The 16547-nt window shown below is 48.6% G+C and carries 11 protein-coding genes; 2 read left to right on the forward strand and 9 right to left on the reverse strand.

All coding sequences use genetic code 11. The features are described 5' to 3' along the window. Genes ACKX2L_RS08050 through ACKX2L_RS08070 form a run of 5 tightly spaced genes read right to left on the reverse strand, consistent with a single transcriptional unit; the run spans position 1 to position 6091 of the window. Positions 1-744 carry a zinc metallopeptidase gene (locus ACKX2L_RS08050; protein ID WP_497553031.1) on the reverse strand — a complete coding sequence of 248 codons (744 nt, stop codon included), beginning with the start codon at positions 742-744 and terminating at the stop codon, positions 1-3. 27 nt (positions 745-771) lie between these two features. Next, entirely contained in the window at positions 772-1758 is a 987-nt protein-coding gene (fmt, locus tag ACKX2L_RS08055; protein ID WP_497553032.1) for a methionyl-tRNA formyltransferase, read from the reverse strand. Between the two features lie 2 nt (positions 1759-1760). After that, positions 1761-2264 carry a peptide deformylase gene (gene def / locus ACKX2L_RS08060; RefSeq protein ID WP_497550145.1) on the reverse strand — a complete coding sequence of 168 codons (504 nt, stop codon included), beginning with the start codon at positions 2262-2264 and terminating at the stop codon, positions 1761-1763. A 32-nt stretch (positions 2265-2296) separates the two neighbouring features. Further along, the gene (priA, locus tag ACKX2L_RS08065; protein WP_497550146.1) at positions 2297-4543 is read right to left on the reverse strand and encodes a replication restart helicase PriA; all 2247 of its coding nucleotides are present in this window, start codon (positions 4541-4543) and stop codon (positions 2297-2299) included. A gap of 57 nt (positions 4544-4600) precedes the next feature. Continuing rightward, positions 4601-6091 carry a UDP-N-acetylmuramoyl-L-alanyl-D-glutamate--2,6-diaminopimelate ligase gene (locus tag ACKX2L_RS08070; RefSeq protein ID WP_497553033.1) on the reverse strand — a complete coding sequence of 497 codons (1491 nt, stop codon included), beginning with the start codon at positions 6089-6091 and terminating at the stop codon, positions 4601-4603. A 289-nt stretch (positions 6092-6380) separates the two neighbouring features. Between ACKX2L_RS08070 and pyrB the strand changes: the two genes are divergently transcribed. Both pyrB and ACKX2L_RS08080 read left to right on the forward strand, forming a co-directional pair. Further along, positions 6381-7304 (forward strand): aspartate carbamoyltransferase, encoded by a 924-nt coding sequence (gene pyrB / locus ACKX2L_RS08075; RefSeq protein WP_497553034.1) that lies wholly within the window; start codon positions 6381-6383, stop codon positions 7302-7304. A gap of 218 nt (positions 7305-7522) precedes the next feature. Further along, entirely contained in the window at positions 7523-7951 is a 429-nt protein-coding gene (locus ACKX2L_RS08080; RefSeq protein WP_497550149.1) for an aspartate carbamoyltransferase regulatory subunit, read from the forward strand. A 412-nt stretch (positions 7952-8363) separates the two neighbouring features. Here the strand turns inward: ACKX2L_RS08080 and ACKX2L_RS08085 are convergent, their stop codons facing one another. From ACKX2L_RS08085 to ACKX2L_RS08100, 4 genes are all read right to left on the reverse strand, one after another. After that, on the reverse strand, positions 8364-9146 hold the full coding sequence (locus ACKX2L_RS08085) for an alpha/beta hydrolase family protein (RefSeq protein ID WP_497553035.1): 783 nt from the start codon (positions 9144-9146) through the stop codon (positions 8364-8366). Positions 9147-9281: 135 nt separating this feature from the next. After that, a complete protein-coding gene (locus ACKX2L_RS08090; protein ID WP_497553036.1) occupies positions 9282-10577 on the reverse strand; it encodes a dihydroorotase in 1296 nt (431 codons plus the stop codon). Positions 10578-10833: 256 nt separating this feature from the next. After that, on the reverse strand, positions 10834-15723 hold the full coding sequence (locus ACKX2L_RS08095; protein WP_497553037.1) for an alpha-amylase family glycosyl hydrolase: 4890 nt from the start codon (positions 15721-15723) through the stop codon (positions 10834-10836). Between the two features lie 214 nt (positions 15724-15937). Then, positions 15938-16543 (reverse strand): HAD family hydrolase, encoded by a 606-nt coding sequence (locus ACKX2L_RS08100; protein ID WP_497553038.1) that lies wholly within the window; start codon positions 16541-16543, stop codon positions 15938-15940. Positions 16544-16547 lie beyond the last annotated feature (4 nt).

Here is a 16547-nt window from a genome sequence, read left to right on the forward strand (position 1 = left end):
TCAATCCCTGTCATCTCTGGTCAAAATCAGGATCCGAAGCAGCTGAAGGATCGCAGACAAAGCGCCTGCGACATAGGTCAGAGCGGCTGCAACAAGGACTTTCCGTGTCTTCTTTAATTCATCCCTTTCCAGGATATGTCCGTCGCGAAGCATTTGCATGGCACGGTGCGAAGCATTAAATTCCACCGGTAAGGTCACGATCTGGAAGAGGACCGCCAGGGAGAAGGCCCAGATACCGATCCGGATCAGAATGCCCGGCAGGCTCGATGATGTCGTCGCACTTCCGCCATAACCTAAGAAGATACCGATCAGGATCAGAGGCCAGGAAATCGCCGAGCCGAAATTGGCAACCGGAACCAGCCAGCCCCGAAAGATCAGGGGGAAGTAACCGACCTGGTGCTGGATGGCGTGGCCGCATTCGTGGGCTGCCACACCGACTGCTGCAACCGACCGCGACTGATAGACACTGTCAGAGAGCGAGAGCGTCTTATTTCTCGGATCATAATGATCCGTCAGATTGCCGGAAACATGGAGGATCTGTACATCAAAGATTCCTGCCATATGAAGGATCCGTTCCGCCGTCTCAGCCCCGGTCATGCCCAGTCTGCTTGCAACATTCTGGTAACGACGGAAAGTCGCATTGACATTGGCTGATGCAATGGCACAGATCAGAATACCGATCAAGATCAAAATATAGGTCGGATCGAAAAAGCCATAGCCAAATCCATAACCACCATAATACATAGATATTCCTCCAGTCTTTCAGGCACTTTAGCGCTCCATGGAAAAAGCATCGCCGATCTTTAAAGCATGTCCCAAAAGGAAAGTCTTCGCATCCATCCGTTTCTTTCCTTCCATCTGGATCTCCTCGAGTAAGAGACTGCCCCGGCCGCAGGCCACTTCGATCCCCTGATCTGACAGGGCGAGAATGGTTCCCGGACAGACAACTGTTTCATTTCCCTGGTCCTGACTCAACTTTTGATCCTGCTTCGTATCCTGTTTGGAATAGAAGACCTTGCTCTTCCAGATCTTTACCAATTTGCCATTCAGGAAAGAATAAGCACTGGGCCAGGGATTTAAGCCCCGGACATAATGATCCAGTTCTTCTGCCGGCCGGCTCCAGATGAGATTACCCATACTCTTCTTCAACATGCCGACATGGCTGGCTTCTGCCTCATTCTGAGGAATCGGTTTTACCTTTCCATCGGAAAGATCCTGTAAAGTCTTCACGATCAGATCACCGCCGACCAGAGCCAGTTTCTCAAAAAGGGATCCGCCGGTCTCTTCCGGATCAATGGGAACCGCTTCCTGCTCCAGGATATCACCATCATCCAGGCCGACACCCATCTGCATGGTCGTTACACCGGTCTCCTTGTCACCATTCAAAATGGACCACTGAATGGGCGCTGCTCCCCGATACTTTGGAAGCAGAGAGGCATGGACATTGACACAGCCGAAGGGCGGCATGTCCAGGATCTCCTTCGGAAGGATCTGACCATAGGCTGCTACGACCATGATGTCAGCCGGATATTTCCGTAATACTTCTATATTTTCCGGCTTTCGGATCCGATCCGGCTGGAATACAGGGATCTTATGAGACAGAGCCCACGTCTTCACCTCGGAAAACCGTGGCTCTCCCTTTCGTCCCCGGGGCTTGTCCGGCTGGGTGACCGCCAGAAGGATCTCATGACCGGCACGATACAGGGCATCCAGGCTTGTGACTGCAAAGTCCGGTGTCCCCATGAAGATGATCTTCATCCTTATTCTTCTCCTTCATAGTCCTCATCATTTCCGTCATCTGCGGAAACTTCCATCAGATCTCCTTCGACCTTACTTGTGTACATAACGCCGTCCAGATGGTCCAATTCATGACAGATGGCGCGGGCCAGAAGGCCTTCGCCCTCCAGCTTATAAGGCTTCATGTCGAGATCATATGCCTCGCAGATCACATGATTGGGACGAGTGACAATGCCCACCTTATTGGGAACAGACAGACAGCCTTCCTGTCCGGTCTGCACCCCGTCCTTTTCTGTAATGACCGGATTGATGAGATAATACGGGCCATTGCCGTCCTGTACATCGATCACGACCATTCTTCGTAAGACTCCGACCTGGGGCGCGGCCAGGCCGACACCATTGGCTTCGTACATGGTTTCCACCATATCATGAGCCAGTTCCAGAAGATGCGGGGTCATCTCTTTGACCGGGTTACATTTCTTTAAAAGGATTGGATCGCCTTCCAGGCGAATCTGTCTTAATGCCATAGTTTCCTCCTTTGGTTAATTCATCGATCTGCTTACAGGGGATCAAAATCAAACCAGATATAAACATCACTGTATCTTTGTTTTTCCTGAATATAGACCGTGGCCAGATTTTTTGCCAGGACCAGCTTATCATAAGAGCTGTGTTTTAGATAGACTGTCTTTCTCCAGACATCGCGGATCCGGGCAATGCCGGCATCCTCCGGGCCTAAAACCCTGACCTGTGACAAGGTCTCGGTCTTCCCTTCTTCTCGAAGGTAAGATGCGAGTTCCTTCGCTTCTGTTTCGAGATGGTCTTTCTTCTCCGAGGTCAAAAGGATCATCAGTAGATGCCCTGCCGGCGGATAATCCAGAAGCCTCCGGTATTGGATCTCCTCCTGATAGAAAGCCGGATAATCCTGGGCTGCCGCACATTGGATACTGTAGTGATCCGGCTGGTAGGTCTGGATCACGACCTGTCCCGGTATCTGTCCCCGTCCGGCCCGGCCGGCAGCCTGAGTGATGAGCTGAAAGGTACGTTCCGCCCCGCGGAAATCCGCGGCATTTAATGACATATCTGCTGCCAGGATTCCAACCAAGGTGACATAGGGAAAATCATGACCTTTTACGATCATCTGGGTCCCGACCAGGATATCCGCCTCCCGGTTGGAAAACTGTTCCAGGATCTGTCGATAACTTCCCCTGGTCCTCGTCGTATCCGCATCCATGCGAAGTACCCGGGCCTTGGGGAAAATTTTCTTCACTGCCTCTTCCACTTTCTCGGTACCTGCCCGGAAGCCTCCGATATAGGGAGACCCGCAGGTCGGACAAACTTTCGGCATGGGCCTGGTATAGCCGCAGTAATGGCAATGGAGTTTTCCATCCCTGTGAAGTGTCAGAGAGACATCACAGTGGGGACACTTAATACTTTTGCCGCAGGACCTGCAGGAAACAAAGCCCATCATGCCTCTTCGGTTCAGAAAGAGCATGATCTGCTCTCCCTTATTCAGGCGATCCGTCATCAGATCCTGAAGACGCCGGGAAAGGATCGAGCGATTGCCGGATCTTAATTCTTCTCTCAGATCCTCAATCTCACAGGTTGGAAGGGGGCGTTCCTCAACTCTTTTTTTCATTTGAAGGAAACCGATCTTCCCATCCGCTGCAGCTTCATAAGTTTCCACAGACGGAGTCGCCGATCCCAGGATCACGGTCGCATGAGAAAGCTCTCCGCGCCGGATGGCCACATCTCTTGCATGATAACGGGGTGCCTGTTCACTTTTATAGGAAGATTCATGCTCTTCATCCACAATCATAAGACCCAGATGTGAAAATGGTGTGAACAGGGCACTTCTCGGTCCAACCATAATCCGGCAGCTGCCGTTTCTGGCCCGGTCCAGCTGATCCATCCGTTCACCTGGCGACATCCTGGAATTTAAAATGGAAACCAGATCTCCAAAGCGCTGATAGAAACGCATGACGGTCTGATAGGTCAAGGCGATCTCAGGAATCAAAACGATCGCTTCTTCTCCCCGGTCCAGGCAATCCTGAATCAGTTCCATATAGACTTCCGTTTTCCCGGATCCGGTCACTCCATAAAGGAGATAGGGTTTTCGAATGCCCCGGGCCTGATCCTGTCTTACGGTTTCTATGCAGGCAGCCTGTTCTTCGGTCAAATGCAGGTCCTTCTCTTCCCTTTTCAGATCCCACAAGGGGTCACGGAAAGCGCGGACAGACTCTACAATGGCCAGACCCCTGGCTTCCAGATCCCGGATGACATAGCTTCCGATATGAAGCTTTCCGGTAATAAGATCCCAGGGGATCTCTTTCTGGTCCAAGAGTTCCGACAGAAGTCGTTCCCTGGCCAGGGAATGCCTCTTTGCCTTCTTCATATCCTCCAGAGCTGTCCTTCCCTCTGCCTCTCCTACAGCCAGGCGGACCAGCTTCTTCTCCTGAATCTTCCCCCGATTTCCGGTCGGGAAGACCGTTTTCAAGGCCTGATTCATGGTAGAGCCGAAGTGATCCGAGATCCATCCGGCAAGGGCGATCAACTGGCCTGTGGTATTCTCACTTTCTTTTTTGGCCTTTTGGACGGAGAGGATCTCCTTCATGGATTCCTTTGGAACTTTTGCTTCGTTGGAAAGGGAAAGCACAAATCCCGCGATCTTCCGATTTCCTCTGCCGAAGGGGATCAAAACCTCAGAGCCGACAGTTACGTCAGATTCCATTTCGGCCGGAATCCCATATTGGAAGGTCCGGTCCAGCTTTTCCAATGTGATATCCACAATGACATCTGCGTATTTCATCTCAAACCCCTGTCCCATTACCGATCTTCTTTTGGATCAGACGGTTTTCCCTTCCAATCAGACGGTTTTCCCTTCCAGTTTCAACTCTTCCAGGATATCCCGGATCAGATCTCTCTCATCCATAGGATGCTTGACACCGCGGATCTCCTGATAGTCTTCATGCCCCTTGCCGGCAAGGATAATGACATCGCCCTCCCGGCCGTTTTCAATGGCATAGCGGATGGCTTCCTTTCGATCCTCGATCATGATATACTTGCCGCTTGTCTTCTTCATGCCGGTCTCGATATCCTGCATGATAGCCAAAGGCTCTTCGAAACGGGGGTTATCCGATGTAATAATGGTAAAGTCCGATAGTTTTCCGGAGACTTCGCCCATTTCATAGCGACGAAGCTTCGACCGGTTGCCGCCGCAGCCGAAGACCGTAACCAGGCGCTTCGGTTTATATTCTTTCAAGGTCAGAAGCAAACTCTCCAGAGCAACTGCATTGTGGGCATAGTCGATCATCAGAGAAAAATGGTCGGAAACCGGCACGATCTCGATCCGGCCTTTGACCTTGATAGTGTGGAGGGCCTTCTTGATGTCCTGAAGGGAGACATCGAAGTGACGGGCAACGGCAGCTGCCGCCAGGGCGTTGTAAACCGAGAACTTGCCCGGCTGGTCAACATCCACATGCGCATTGATGAGGCCGGACAAGTCAAACTCGATGCCCAGATAACCCGGCTTATGAATCAAAGACAGGTTACTCGCCCTAAGGTCATCCCCTTCTTTCATCCCGAAGGTCTCAACCGTACTGGTCGCACCTTTGGAAATTTCTTTGAAATGCGGATCGTCCCCATTGAAGATTCCGATCTTACACATTTTGAAGAGCATAGCCTTGCATTCCAGATATTCTTCAAACGAAGCATGCTCGTTGGGGCCGATATGATCCGGAGACAAATTGGTGAAAACGCCGATCTCAAAAGGGATGGCAGCGACGCGATGCATCTTCAGTCCCTGAGAGGAGACTTCCATGACGCAGGAATCACAGCCACTGTCCACCATTTCCCGGAAGGCTTTCTGAATCACAAAGGACTCCGGTGTGGTATTGCTGCCTGGCGTCATATGGCCGTGAATCATGGTTCCGATGGTTCCGATCAATCCGACGTCATGACCGGCATCTTCGAGGATGGACTTGATCATAAAAGTTGTTGTCGTCTTTCCCTTGGTTCCGGTAACACCGACCACTTTCAATTTCTTGGCCGGATAATCGAAGTAGGCAGCTGAGAGTTCTGCCAGGGCAAGTCGGGTATCCTCTACCTGGAATACAGCGATATCCGGGCCGCTGTCACCCAGATCTACAGGCTTTTCCGTAATCAGAAGTGCTGCACCCTCGACAGCAGCCTGCTCTGCATAATCATGACCGTCAAAAGACGCGCCCTTGAGGCATACGAAGGCACAGCCGGGAACGATATTCCTGGAATCATAAACAAGTTCCGTAATTTCTCCGTCATCACTGCCCTGGATCATCTTTCCTTTTAAGTTGGAAAGTAAGTCTTTTATTTTCTTCATATGAGAGGTCTCCTTTAATGTTCTTGTCTCTTTTTTTAATGTTCTTTTCTCTTTTTTAATGATCTTTTCTAATTTGAATGTTCGTGTCTCTATTCTGTGCAGAAAAAATCAGAATCATTATACCGCAATCTAAAGGCAAGGAAAAGGACTGGAAAAAGCACAAGAAAGCAAGTATGATTTCCATAAACATCATGCTATGATTGTGCAGAAGAGGGGAGTTTTACCGGTAACTCTTGCAATTCTCTCTATTCGGAATCAGTCAGACCTGTCTTGCAGAAAGTGTGAAAAAATGCGTCATTTAATGAATCCGCTCGACTTCTCAACGGATGAGCTGAATCAGCTGATGAATCTGGCGATGGACATCGAGGCCAATCCTGATAAATATGCCCATGCCTGTGACCGAAAGAAGCTGGCAACTCTTTTCTATGAACCCAGTACCCGAACCCGGCTCTCCTTCGAGGCAGCCATGCTGAATCTGGGAGGCAGCGTCCTGGGTTTCTCTGAGGCATCTTCTTCCTCTGCAAGTAAGGGCGAATCCGTCGCAGATACCATTCGCGTCATCTCCTGCTACGCTGATATCGTTGCCATGCGTCATCCCAAGGAGGGCGCACCCTTGGTTGCAGCTCTGCATTCCCGGATCCCGGTCATCAATGCAGGCGACGGCGGGCATCAGCATCCGACCCAGACCCTGGCAGACCTCTATACCATCCGAAAACTGCACGGCCGCCTGGATCACTTGACCATCGGTCTCTGCGGCGACCTGAAATTCGGCCGGACGGTTCATTCTCTGATTGAAGCCCTGTCCCGCTACGAGGGCATCCGCTTCATCCTGATCTCCCCGAAGGAACTCCGGGTTCCCGAGTACATCCGGAAGGACGTCCTCGACAAAAATCAGATTCCCTATACTGAGGTCGAGCGTATGGAAGATGCCCTGCCGGATCTCGATATCCTCTATATGACCCGAATCCAGAAGGAGCGTTTCTTTAATGAAGAGGAATATCTCCGTATGAAGGGCTTCTATATCCTGAATGAAGAGAAGATGAAGCTGGCCAGAGAGGACACCTATGTCCTTCATCCCCTTCCCAGGGTCAATGAGATCTCCGTCGATGTCGATGATGATCCCCGCGCCAAATACTTCGAACAGGCCCAGAATGCCGTCTACATGCGGATGGCTCTGATATTGACTCTTCTTGAAATTCACGTTGGAGAATAAACTTTCAAAAATAAACTTTCATATGAAGCAAATGAGATCTGAAGGTCTGAAACTTACGATGTATACAGATAGGCAATGCTTCATTTTTTCAAGTCGGTCTATATTTCAGGATAGGACGTAAACAAGATCTGAAGGTCTGAAGCTTACGATGTATACAGATAGGCAATGTTTCATTTTTTCAATTCGGTCTATATTTCAATAAAGGAAAGGAAGAAAAGATGCTGAACATCAGTGGTGTCAATGAAGGATATGTCCTCGATCATATCAAGGCGGGAACAGCCCTGAAGGTTTACCATGACCTGGGGCTCGAGCAGCACGACTATACCGTTGCCATTATCATGAATGTGAAATCCAATAAAATGGGAAAAAAGGATATCCTGAAAATCGAATGTCCCATCGGATCCATCGATCTTGATGTTCTCGGTTTCATCGATCATAATATTACAGTCAATATCGTAAAAAACGGATTCATTGCAGACAAGCTGAAATTGGAACTTCCGAAAGAAGTACACAATGTCATCCGCTGCAAGAATCCGCGCTGCATCTCGACCATTGAGCAGGAACTCGAACAGGTCTTCATTTTGACCGACCCCGAGCATGAAGTCTACCGCTGCAAGTATTGCGAAGAGAAGTACGAGCGGAAATGAATAAGAAAATTCATTTGCAATCATGCTAGTATGAACCGGATCCCCGCTTCAGGGCCAGATATCGTAATACTGACCAAATATAAATATTCCGATAGTCTCAGCACCTGAATCGGGGCTGATTATCGTAATACTGACTCAATATAGAAATTCCGATAGTGAATCCTTGAATTCACTATCGGATTTTTTAAACTTAAACTGTATTACGATAAATGAGGTCAAAATCGGCTTATTCTATGCCCTAGACTATCGTGATTTTAAAAATCAGCTTATCATATGATAATTGAGATCCGCTATAAAGATACTTCCTCGCGTTGCTGAAACTTTCAGCAATCTTTTAGATTAGCTCCGCATCGTAATAAAACTCGTGTCGAAGAAACTTCCAGCAATCTTTTGGATTAGCCCCGCATCGTTATTAAGATACTTCCTCGCGTCGAAGAAACTTCCTCACAGCATCGCATACCTGCGACAGTTCCTCATCCCGGTCGTAACAGTGGTCCGCGCCTTCGATCGTCACAAGCTCCGCGTCATTCCCCTGGGCCTGGTACTGTTCAGCCAGATCCACACCGTATTGATAGGGCACCGTTAGGTCCTTCGTTCCGTGAATGACGCAGACCGGACCATGATAAGTCGCGATGCACTCCTCCACAGGCAGAATCCTCGCCACCCGGGCATAGTTTCCCTTCAATGTGACTCCGGAATCATTGGTAATGCTTTCCGGAGGATTTTCCGGATCAAATGTAAACCCAAGCAGCTCTCCCTCTCTTGCCCCATCTCTTATCACCATCGCAGGTGACATGGGGATCAGTCCGCGAATCTTATCCTGCATGATTCCGGCCACAAGAACGGCATTCAGTCCTCCCTGCGAATGCCCGGTGAGATAAATCGAGCTGACCCAATCCAGGCCGGCTGCATAATCGATCACCCGCATTCCCTGTGTCATCCAATGCAATATGGTATGATCCGAAAAATCTCCATCACTTTTCCCATGACCGTAGAGCTCCACGCGGAGCGTTGCAAAGCCTTCCTCTCTGGCAGCCTCTGCCACTGCAATAATGTGCCTTTCTTCCATGTGTCCTGTAAATCCGTGAAAGACGACCAGAAGCGGCATTTTCTCGCCTTCGGTCTTTCCTGCCGGAAGATCCAGTTTTGCATGCACTTGCATACAGTCACAAGGAATATAAAATTCTTTCATCATTTTTCCCTTTCTTCATTCTGTCCCACAATACTCTTAATCATCCTCACGGCTAAAAACCTGGGTTTTCTCGCCCACATGGCTTATATTGATTCACTCCCCTTATGCTGTCAATCGTCCCCTTTCCATACTCCCTTCTCACAACTGATACACCACCTGTCCCCGGCAAATCGTCATATGTACCCTTCCAGTCAATTCCATACCGATAAAAGGCGAATTCTTCGATTTGGAATGCAAATCCTCTTTCTTCAGGACCCATTTCTCTTTCGGATCAAAAAGGACCAGATCCGCCGGGCCACCCTCATAAAGTCTGCCGCCGGGCAGCTGATAGAAGTCTGCAGGATTACAGGTCATCTTTCGAAGGAGATCCATAAGAGACAGATCCTTTGTCTCAACCAGATGGGTGATGCCAAGAGCCAGAGAAGTCTCAAGACCGATGAGACCGGATGGAGCCGGGTTTTTAGGATCAAAGCCCTTGGCTTTTTCTTCCAAAGTGTGTGGCGCATGGTCGGTAACGATCATATCCAGGGTTCCGTCCTGAAGGCCCTCGATAAGTTTTTGACGATCCCACTCTGTTCGAAGAGGCGGATTGACCTTGGCAAGCGTTCCTTTTTCTAACAGCAGATCTTCTGTAAAGGAAAAATGTGTCGGCGTGACTTCTGCACAGACACGGACTCCTTCCTGCTTCATAAAGCGGAGAATATCGACCGTAATTCCGGAAGAAACATGCTGAATATCCAGTCGGACACCGGACTCCCTGGCCAAAAGACAATCCCTGGCTGTCAATGTTTCTTCCGCCAGGGCCGATGCTCCCGGAACGCCCAGTTGTTCAGAGACCTTGCCTTGATTGACGCCGGCCGATCCGATCAGATCCGGATCTTCTTCATGAAGACTGATCGGAAGATCCAGAGCAGCTGCCTCCTTATAAACCTCCAGCAAGAGCTTTTCATCCTTGATCGGGATCCCGTCATCAGTAAATCCGATGGCCCCGGAAGAAGCCAAAGCCTTCATATCGGTTAGTTCTTGCCCCTTCAAACCTTTGGTGACCGTTGCTGTCTGATAGACATGGACAGGGAGCCTTTCTTCTCTCCTAAGGAGATCCTCCAGAGTCTCAACAGAATCCACCGCCGGCTTGGTATTGGCCATACAGACAAGGGAAGTGACCCCGCCTGCCGCCGCAGCAGAGGATCCGGTATAGATATCCTCCTTGTAAGTCAGTCCCGGATCCCGGAAATGAACATGGACATCGACAAGTCCAGGCGCTGCCACCAGGCCATGCCCCGGCAACAGGCTATTCTCTTCTTCTGCCGCCTTTATTTCTTCCGGGGTGGCTCTACGGATTGCTTTGATGTGATCCTCTTCCAGTATGATATCTGTCACTTCATCTCTTTCTGTGGCCGGATCCATAACTCTGACATTTTGAATGATCTTCATCCAATTTCTCCTCTCCATCTGGAATGATTATAGTTCATATAGAACAGAAACACGACATCAAATTCACGATAACTCAATGGGACATCGATCCTGCGAACAGTGATCTGATGATATGAGTGTCAAATGACAGTATAATCATCAGATTACACAAAATGATAGATAGCAGAGAAAAATTGTCCTGCGAAAAAAAGCTGCGAGAACTCTTTTCGTTCTCACAGCCTTTTCCATTCTTATGAAACAGTTTTACAGGTGTAATTTACTTTCTTCCATCCATTTCACCTTTCCTTCCGGCCTTCCTTCTCTTTTTCTCCTCGTATGCCACAAGGGCTCCTCCGCAAACCATAAGGAGGGTGATCGGAAGAAGAGGGGTCTGACTGGCATCCATTGTCTTCGGGCTTACGCCGGTCTTCTTGGCAGAAGCTTTCGCCTTCTGATCGGAAGGTGCGCCTGTTTTTCCCGAGCCTTCGATCTTCTGCTCCAGATTCTCTGCAAGCTTTGTATCGGAAACGGCTTTGCCGGAGTCTGCCTTGACCTGATCCGTCTCCGTCCCGGCCTTTCCATGATCCGTCTGGGCCTTATCTGTATCTGTCTCGGCCTGTCCATGATCCGTCTCGGCCTTACCACTATCCGTCTGCCCCTGATCCGGATTCTTTTTGTCATCATCTGTTTTGGAAGGATCGGACGGTTTCGAAGCTTCCTCGATTTCTTTCTTCAGCTTTTCGTGGTCCACGTTTGCAACCTTATATTTCGGATCCCAGGCCTGTTCCAGTGCATGCAGACTGTCTGTCGAAAGCTTGGACTCGATCCAGTCTGTATTGATCATAGAAGGAGCAGACGCATCTGCTTTCAAAAGGCTTACCGGAAGGAGCGCCTTCCCGCTTGCTTTTGCAAGCATCGGACTTACTCTCATAGAATCTGAAAGTGTCGTCTGATCCTTCGTGGAAGCATCCATGATCCGGCCATTGTAAGCCGGAACAGATACGATCAGTTTACCATCTTTGCTTTCGAATTTACTTCCATCCAGAAGATCCTGATAAGATGTTTCACTTCCATCTGTACCCAAAAGCTGTAAGGTCTTAAGATCCAGCGTCACTTCCTGATCCTTGTCGGAATTATTGAGAAGAACCGTCAATGCCTGACCGGTCTTCTGATCCCGGCGGATATAGCCTAGGACATTTTTATTCCCGGTTGAGAATTCCTCAACGGTACCGGTACGGAGGGCAGAATTATGATTCCTGAGATAGCCCAGCCATGCATACCAAAGTGTCAGATTTCGATTGCCTTTTCCCCAGGTCATGGCTCTTCTGTCATCCGGATCGTCCGCGCCTACCATACCAAGCTCATCTCCGTAGTAGATCGTCGGAGCACCGGCATAGGTAAACTGCATGAGAGAAACCAGATATTGTTCCTTCTTAGCCTTTTCCGAAGTCGAATCATAGGTCGGGAAGGCCGATGCCAGACTCTTATCTGCTCTGTCATCAGAAATACCATCCAGATAGGACAGGATCCTTGTGGTATCATGGGAATCCACCAGATTCATCATGGCATAGAAAGCTTCCTTGGGATAACGCTCGCGAAGCTTTCGCATCTCTTTCATGATATCATCAGAAGACTTTCCCTTTTCATCGGAGCCACTCATTGCAAAATTCGTAGCGAAGCCGCGGAACATATAATTCATGACAGAATCATACATATCTCCCAGGAGGTATTTGGTCGCATCCGTCCAGATCTCACCGACGATCACACCATCATTCGTTCCATCATTCAAGGCCTTGACGGACTTTCGGAAATGCTGCCAGGTTTCATCCGAGACTTCATTGGCCACATCCAGACGCCAGCCGCTTGTGCCCTTTTCCATCCAGTATTGGGTAATGGAGCCATTATCCTTTTTCTCATCTCCTATGATCTCTTTGGCCCAGCTTCCGGTCTGATACTCGGATCCATTGGTCGCCTTGATGACCGGCATGTTGGAATAACTCCACCAGCCGGAATAGCTATAGACATTCTTGCCCTTCCGAAGGCCGATCTCATCCGGCTTGGCATCTGTACCATCCTGCTCCTTCAAGGTTTTATTTTCAATGTCAAACCACTTGGTATAGGAGAAATCCGTGATTCCATACTGACTGCTGAAGTAGTCTCTGGCATCCTTCTCCGCCTGCGCCTGGTCTACCTTTTTCTCATTCATCTCGTCATAGACATAAGCCCAGTAAGGATAAGCGCCGATCTTACCGTGATTTACGGAAGTGCCACCCTCCAGATACTTATAATAGCGGTCAAAGTAAATCGAATCGTCGGAAACATGGTTGAAGACTCCATCCAGGATGATGTGCATATGATTCGCCCTGGCAGCCTTTACAAGCTCATTGAAATCGCCCTCTGTTCCCAGGATCGGATCGATCTTACCGTAGTCGCTGGTGTCATAACGGTGACTGGAGATCGAAGCAAAGCTCGGATTCAGATAGATCACATTGACGCCGAGAGCCTTGAGATAGGAGATGTGCTCAGTGATACCCTTGATATCGCCGCCATAGATCTCATTGTTCCAGATCTGGTCTCCATAATAGGCGCCGGTCTTCTCATAGTCTTCCTTCGAAAGCTTTGCCTCCTGCTCAGGATTTTCCGGCAGAGCATACCAGTTGTCCATCAGTTCATAATTGGTCGTTCCGCGGGAAGTATAGTCGCTCTTGACTGCAGAAGCGAAATCATTTGTCGGATCCCCGTTCGAAAAACGATCCGGGAAGATCTGATAAATCACAGCATTCTTCATCCAATCCGGCGTCTTGTAACCCTTTTGATAGATCACGAGATCATAGGGCTTTACATCCTTTAAACTGCCGGTCTTGCCGCTTCCGTAGTAGCCGTCGTCATCCCCATAAGTAATGACATCACTGCCATTGGAAATAACAAAGTAATAGGTCAGTTCCCCGATATCTGAGAAACGGGTCGTAACCGTCCAGCTCTGTTTGCCATCCTTGGCCTCTTCGTCCTTCTTCAGTTCCAGATTCTTCTGATCTTTCGGCTTCCCCTTCACAACCATCCGAACCTGGCTTACATCCGTGCCCGTAGTCAGATGGAAGGTCACATCGGTATCGGTCGGAACGGCACCCCAGATGCTCTTGTCTTCTGTCTTTTCGGTATCATAAGAAATATTTTCTGTCTCCACCTTGACAGAAGATGCGTCATCATAAAAAACCAGAGAGGTCGGATCGAAGTAAAAGTGGACTGTTTTTGCTTCTGTTAATGTAAAGGCAGGATAAATATAGGTCTTTCCATCGTATACCGCCTTGATATCATTGTATTCCCCGGGCTGAAGCTCGACTGCAGCCGAATAGATACCGGACAAATTGTCATCACTGAACTTCTGTTCCGAAATGCTGCTTCCATTCAAGCGAATATCCGCCTCTGTATACTCGACACTGGTAACCATACGGTGCGACATATCATTATAAAGAACTGTTACATCCTTTGTTTCCGGCACAGCGACCTTCACATTTCCACCATTCGCCGCACCATCGGCTCCATAGTTCTCCGACCAGCTTTTGTCAATAGCGATCTTATATTCATAATTCCCTGCCGGAACATTTTTGAAGACAAGCTGATAGCGCTGATTGCCGAGATACTTCATCTGATTCGAAGCCGGATTCCAGCTTTCTCCGGGGAAAGTTCCGGGTACCGTAACAGTCCGGCCCTCATATTTATGAAGGGTCAGAGAATTATACTTCTCCTTCCCCACCGTGATCGTATTCGTATCCGGCTGAACACGTTTCCCATTAATCTCGTAATAATAGAGGACTGTCCCGGCCCGGTCTCCGAAATACAGACCGTTGACATCATATTTGCCCTTGCCCGCAGACTTTAAATCGATCGTTTGAAAAGCCTTGTCGCCGGATTTTTTCAGATCCTCTTGCAAAGCATAGTGAAGGGTCACCTTCTGATTGTCCTCTGCCGGCCGGATGAATTGATAGGTATGATTGCTGTTTTCTACGACCTGAGAAGTGACATTTTTAACACTTGCACCAAGATAATAAGCAACGGCGGTCGGATTATTGATGGAATCATAGACAAGTCCTGTGGCATCATTATAGACAAAAGTCACATTCTGCTCGGCACCTGCAGGAAGGGAAAAGGAATAGTTCCCGACAGCCGGGCCAAACCACTGGCCATTCAAGAGCAGCTTGTATTCCACTTTGCTCTTTTGATAGACATCTGAATAGACATAGACATCATCGGAGAGCTGGGTGAATTCATAACCGGAAGCTTCCTGTAACCAGGTATCCGTATTATCACTATTCCGGGCATCCCCGATGATCTGCACCTTCTTGTCAAAGGCCTCCGGCTGATTTATGGAATCATAAACCTTACCGTCATTGGTATTGACCAGGATCGTAAGAGAGCTTGTGTCCTTGGGAAGAGTCAGGGAAATATTATTCCCATTACTTCCATAGCTGGTATCCCAGGCATCATCCTCCGCAACCTTGTATTCGTAGTGCGTTTCTTCCGCCAAAGGATCGAAAGTAAAGGTCTTTTGATAGATCCCTCCGCCCAGATAATCCAGATGGAGCTTTGAATCTGCCGGAGCCCAATTCCCGGGATGAGAGCTATTCCCATCTGTTTTAAGATTCAATGTTTCAAGAGATCCAACCCATGTCTCGCTGTGGAAGACTCCATTCTTTCCAGAATGTTGAATCGAATCATAGAGTTTTCCGTCCTGATAACGGAGGTAAACCGCTGTATCATCGCTGTCCACCTGGAATTGATCCTTGGTTTCCTTCGATTGGCCGTCGATCAGAACCTGGAAACTATAAGACCCCTTCTTCAAAGAGAGCTTGGTCTCATAGCATCCCTTCTGATACTGTTTCATGGTATAGGAATTCTTCCCGTCGGAAAGAGTGACGGTCGAAAGAACATTGAAATCTGCATTGCTGTCCACCGGAACCTTGTCCCAGTCCGGTTCTGTCGAAGCCGGCGTCTTTTCCTTGGCATCTGATGTGGTTTGAACAGTGATTTGATTCAGATTCAGATTTGGATTTGCTTTCAGATCTTCTGCATGTACAAGAGGTGAAAATCCCTGCAGCATGCTTACTACCATAGCAGCCGCCATGGTAGCAGAATAGACTTTGACCCTGGTTTTTGTGTACTTACTCACAGTACTACCTCCTCATAACTCCACTTGTTAATAAACTCCCCAGTCGAAAGATCGGGTTATCTTTCGACTCATTATGTTAAAATATTGTACGCGACTTAATACACAGTTTCAATCCAGGATTTTATATGAATTTTAGGAATCTTTTTTGTGCAGTATGATAGTAGCAGGGTCTCGAGGATCACAGGACAAATACACTAATCTTTTCGACCTGCTGTCATAGATCTCTCAACTTTTCCAAGAGGTCCTCTTCCGAGAAGATCTGCACAGCATCCATGCCCTGGGCAATCGATGCTTCTACATTTTCTGCCCGATCATCGAAGAAAATGCAGTCCTTGGGATCCAGATCATAGACAGAAAACAATGCCTGATAGATGTCCGCCTGCGGCTTTGCCTTGTGGATCATATAAGAAACCATCATGCCGTCAATATCCGCCATAAAATCCGCATAACGGGTATGACGTTTAAAAAGGCGATAAGAATAGTTGGAAAGGAGATAGATCCGGTAGCCTTTTTCCTTCAGCTCATGGACCCGTTTCCAAGTCCTGGGCCTTGCCACATTCATATATTCTCCATGATGGATAAACCAGCGGATCACTTCAATGTCGTCAGGAAACTGTTCTTCATACTCCGAAATGATCGCATCGTCCGTTTTCTCACCCAGATCCAATTGATGCCAGAGCTGTCTCGGATCGTCGAACATCTCCTGTCCGATCCGTAAGGCCTCCGCTTCCGACAGGCCGTAATCCATCAGCATGTCCTTCCAGCGGTACTGCATCAAAACATCACCAACATCGAAAACGATCGTCTTATATGCTTTCAATTTC

Source organism: Porcibacter vitabionis (assembly GCF_046263795.1).
GTDB lineage: Bacteria > Bacillota > Clostridia > Lachnospirales > Lachnospiraceae > Lachnocurva.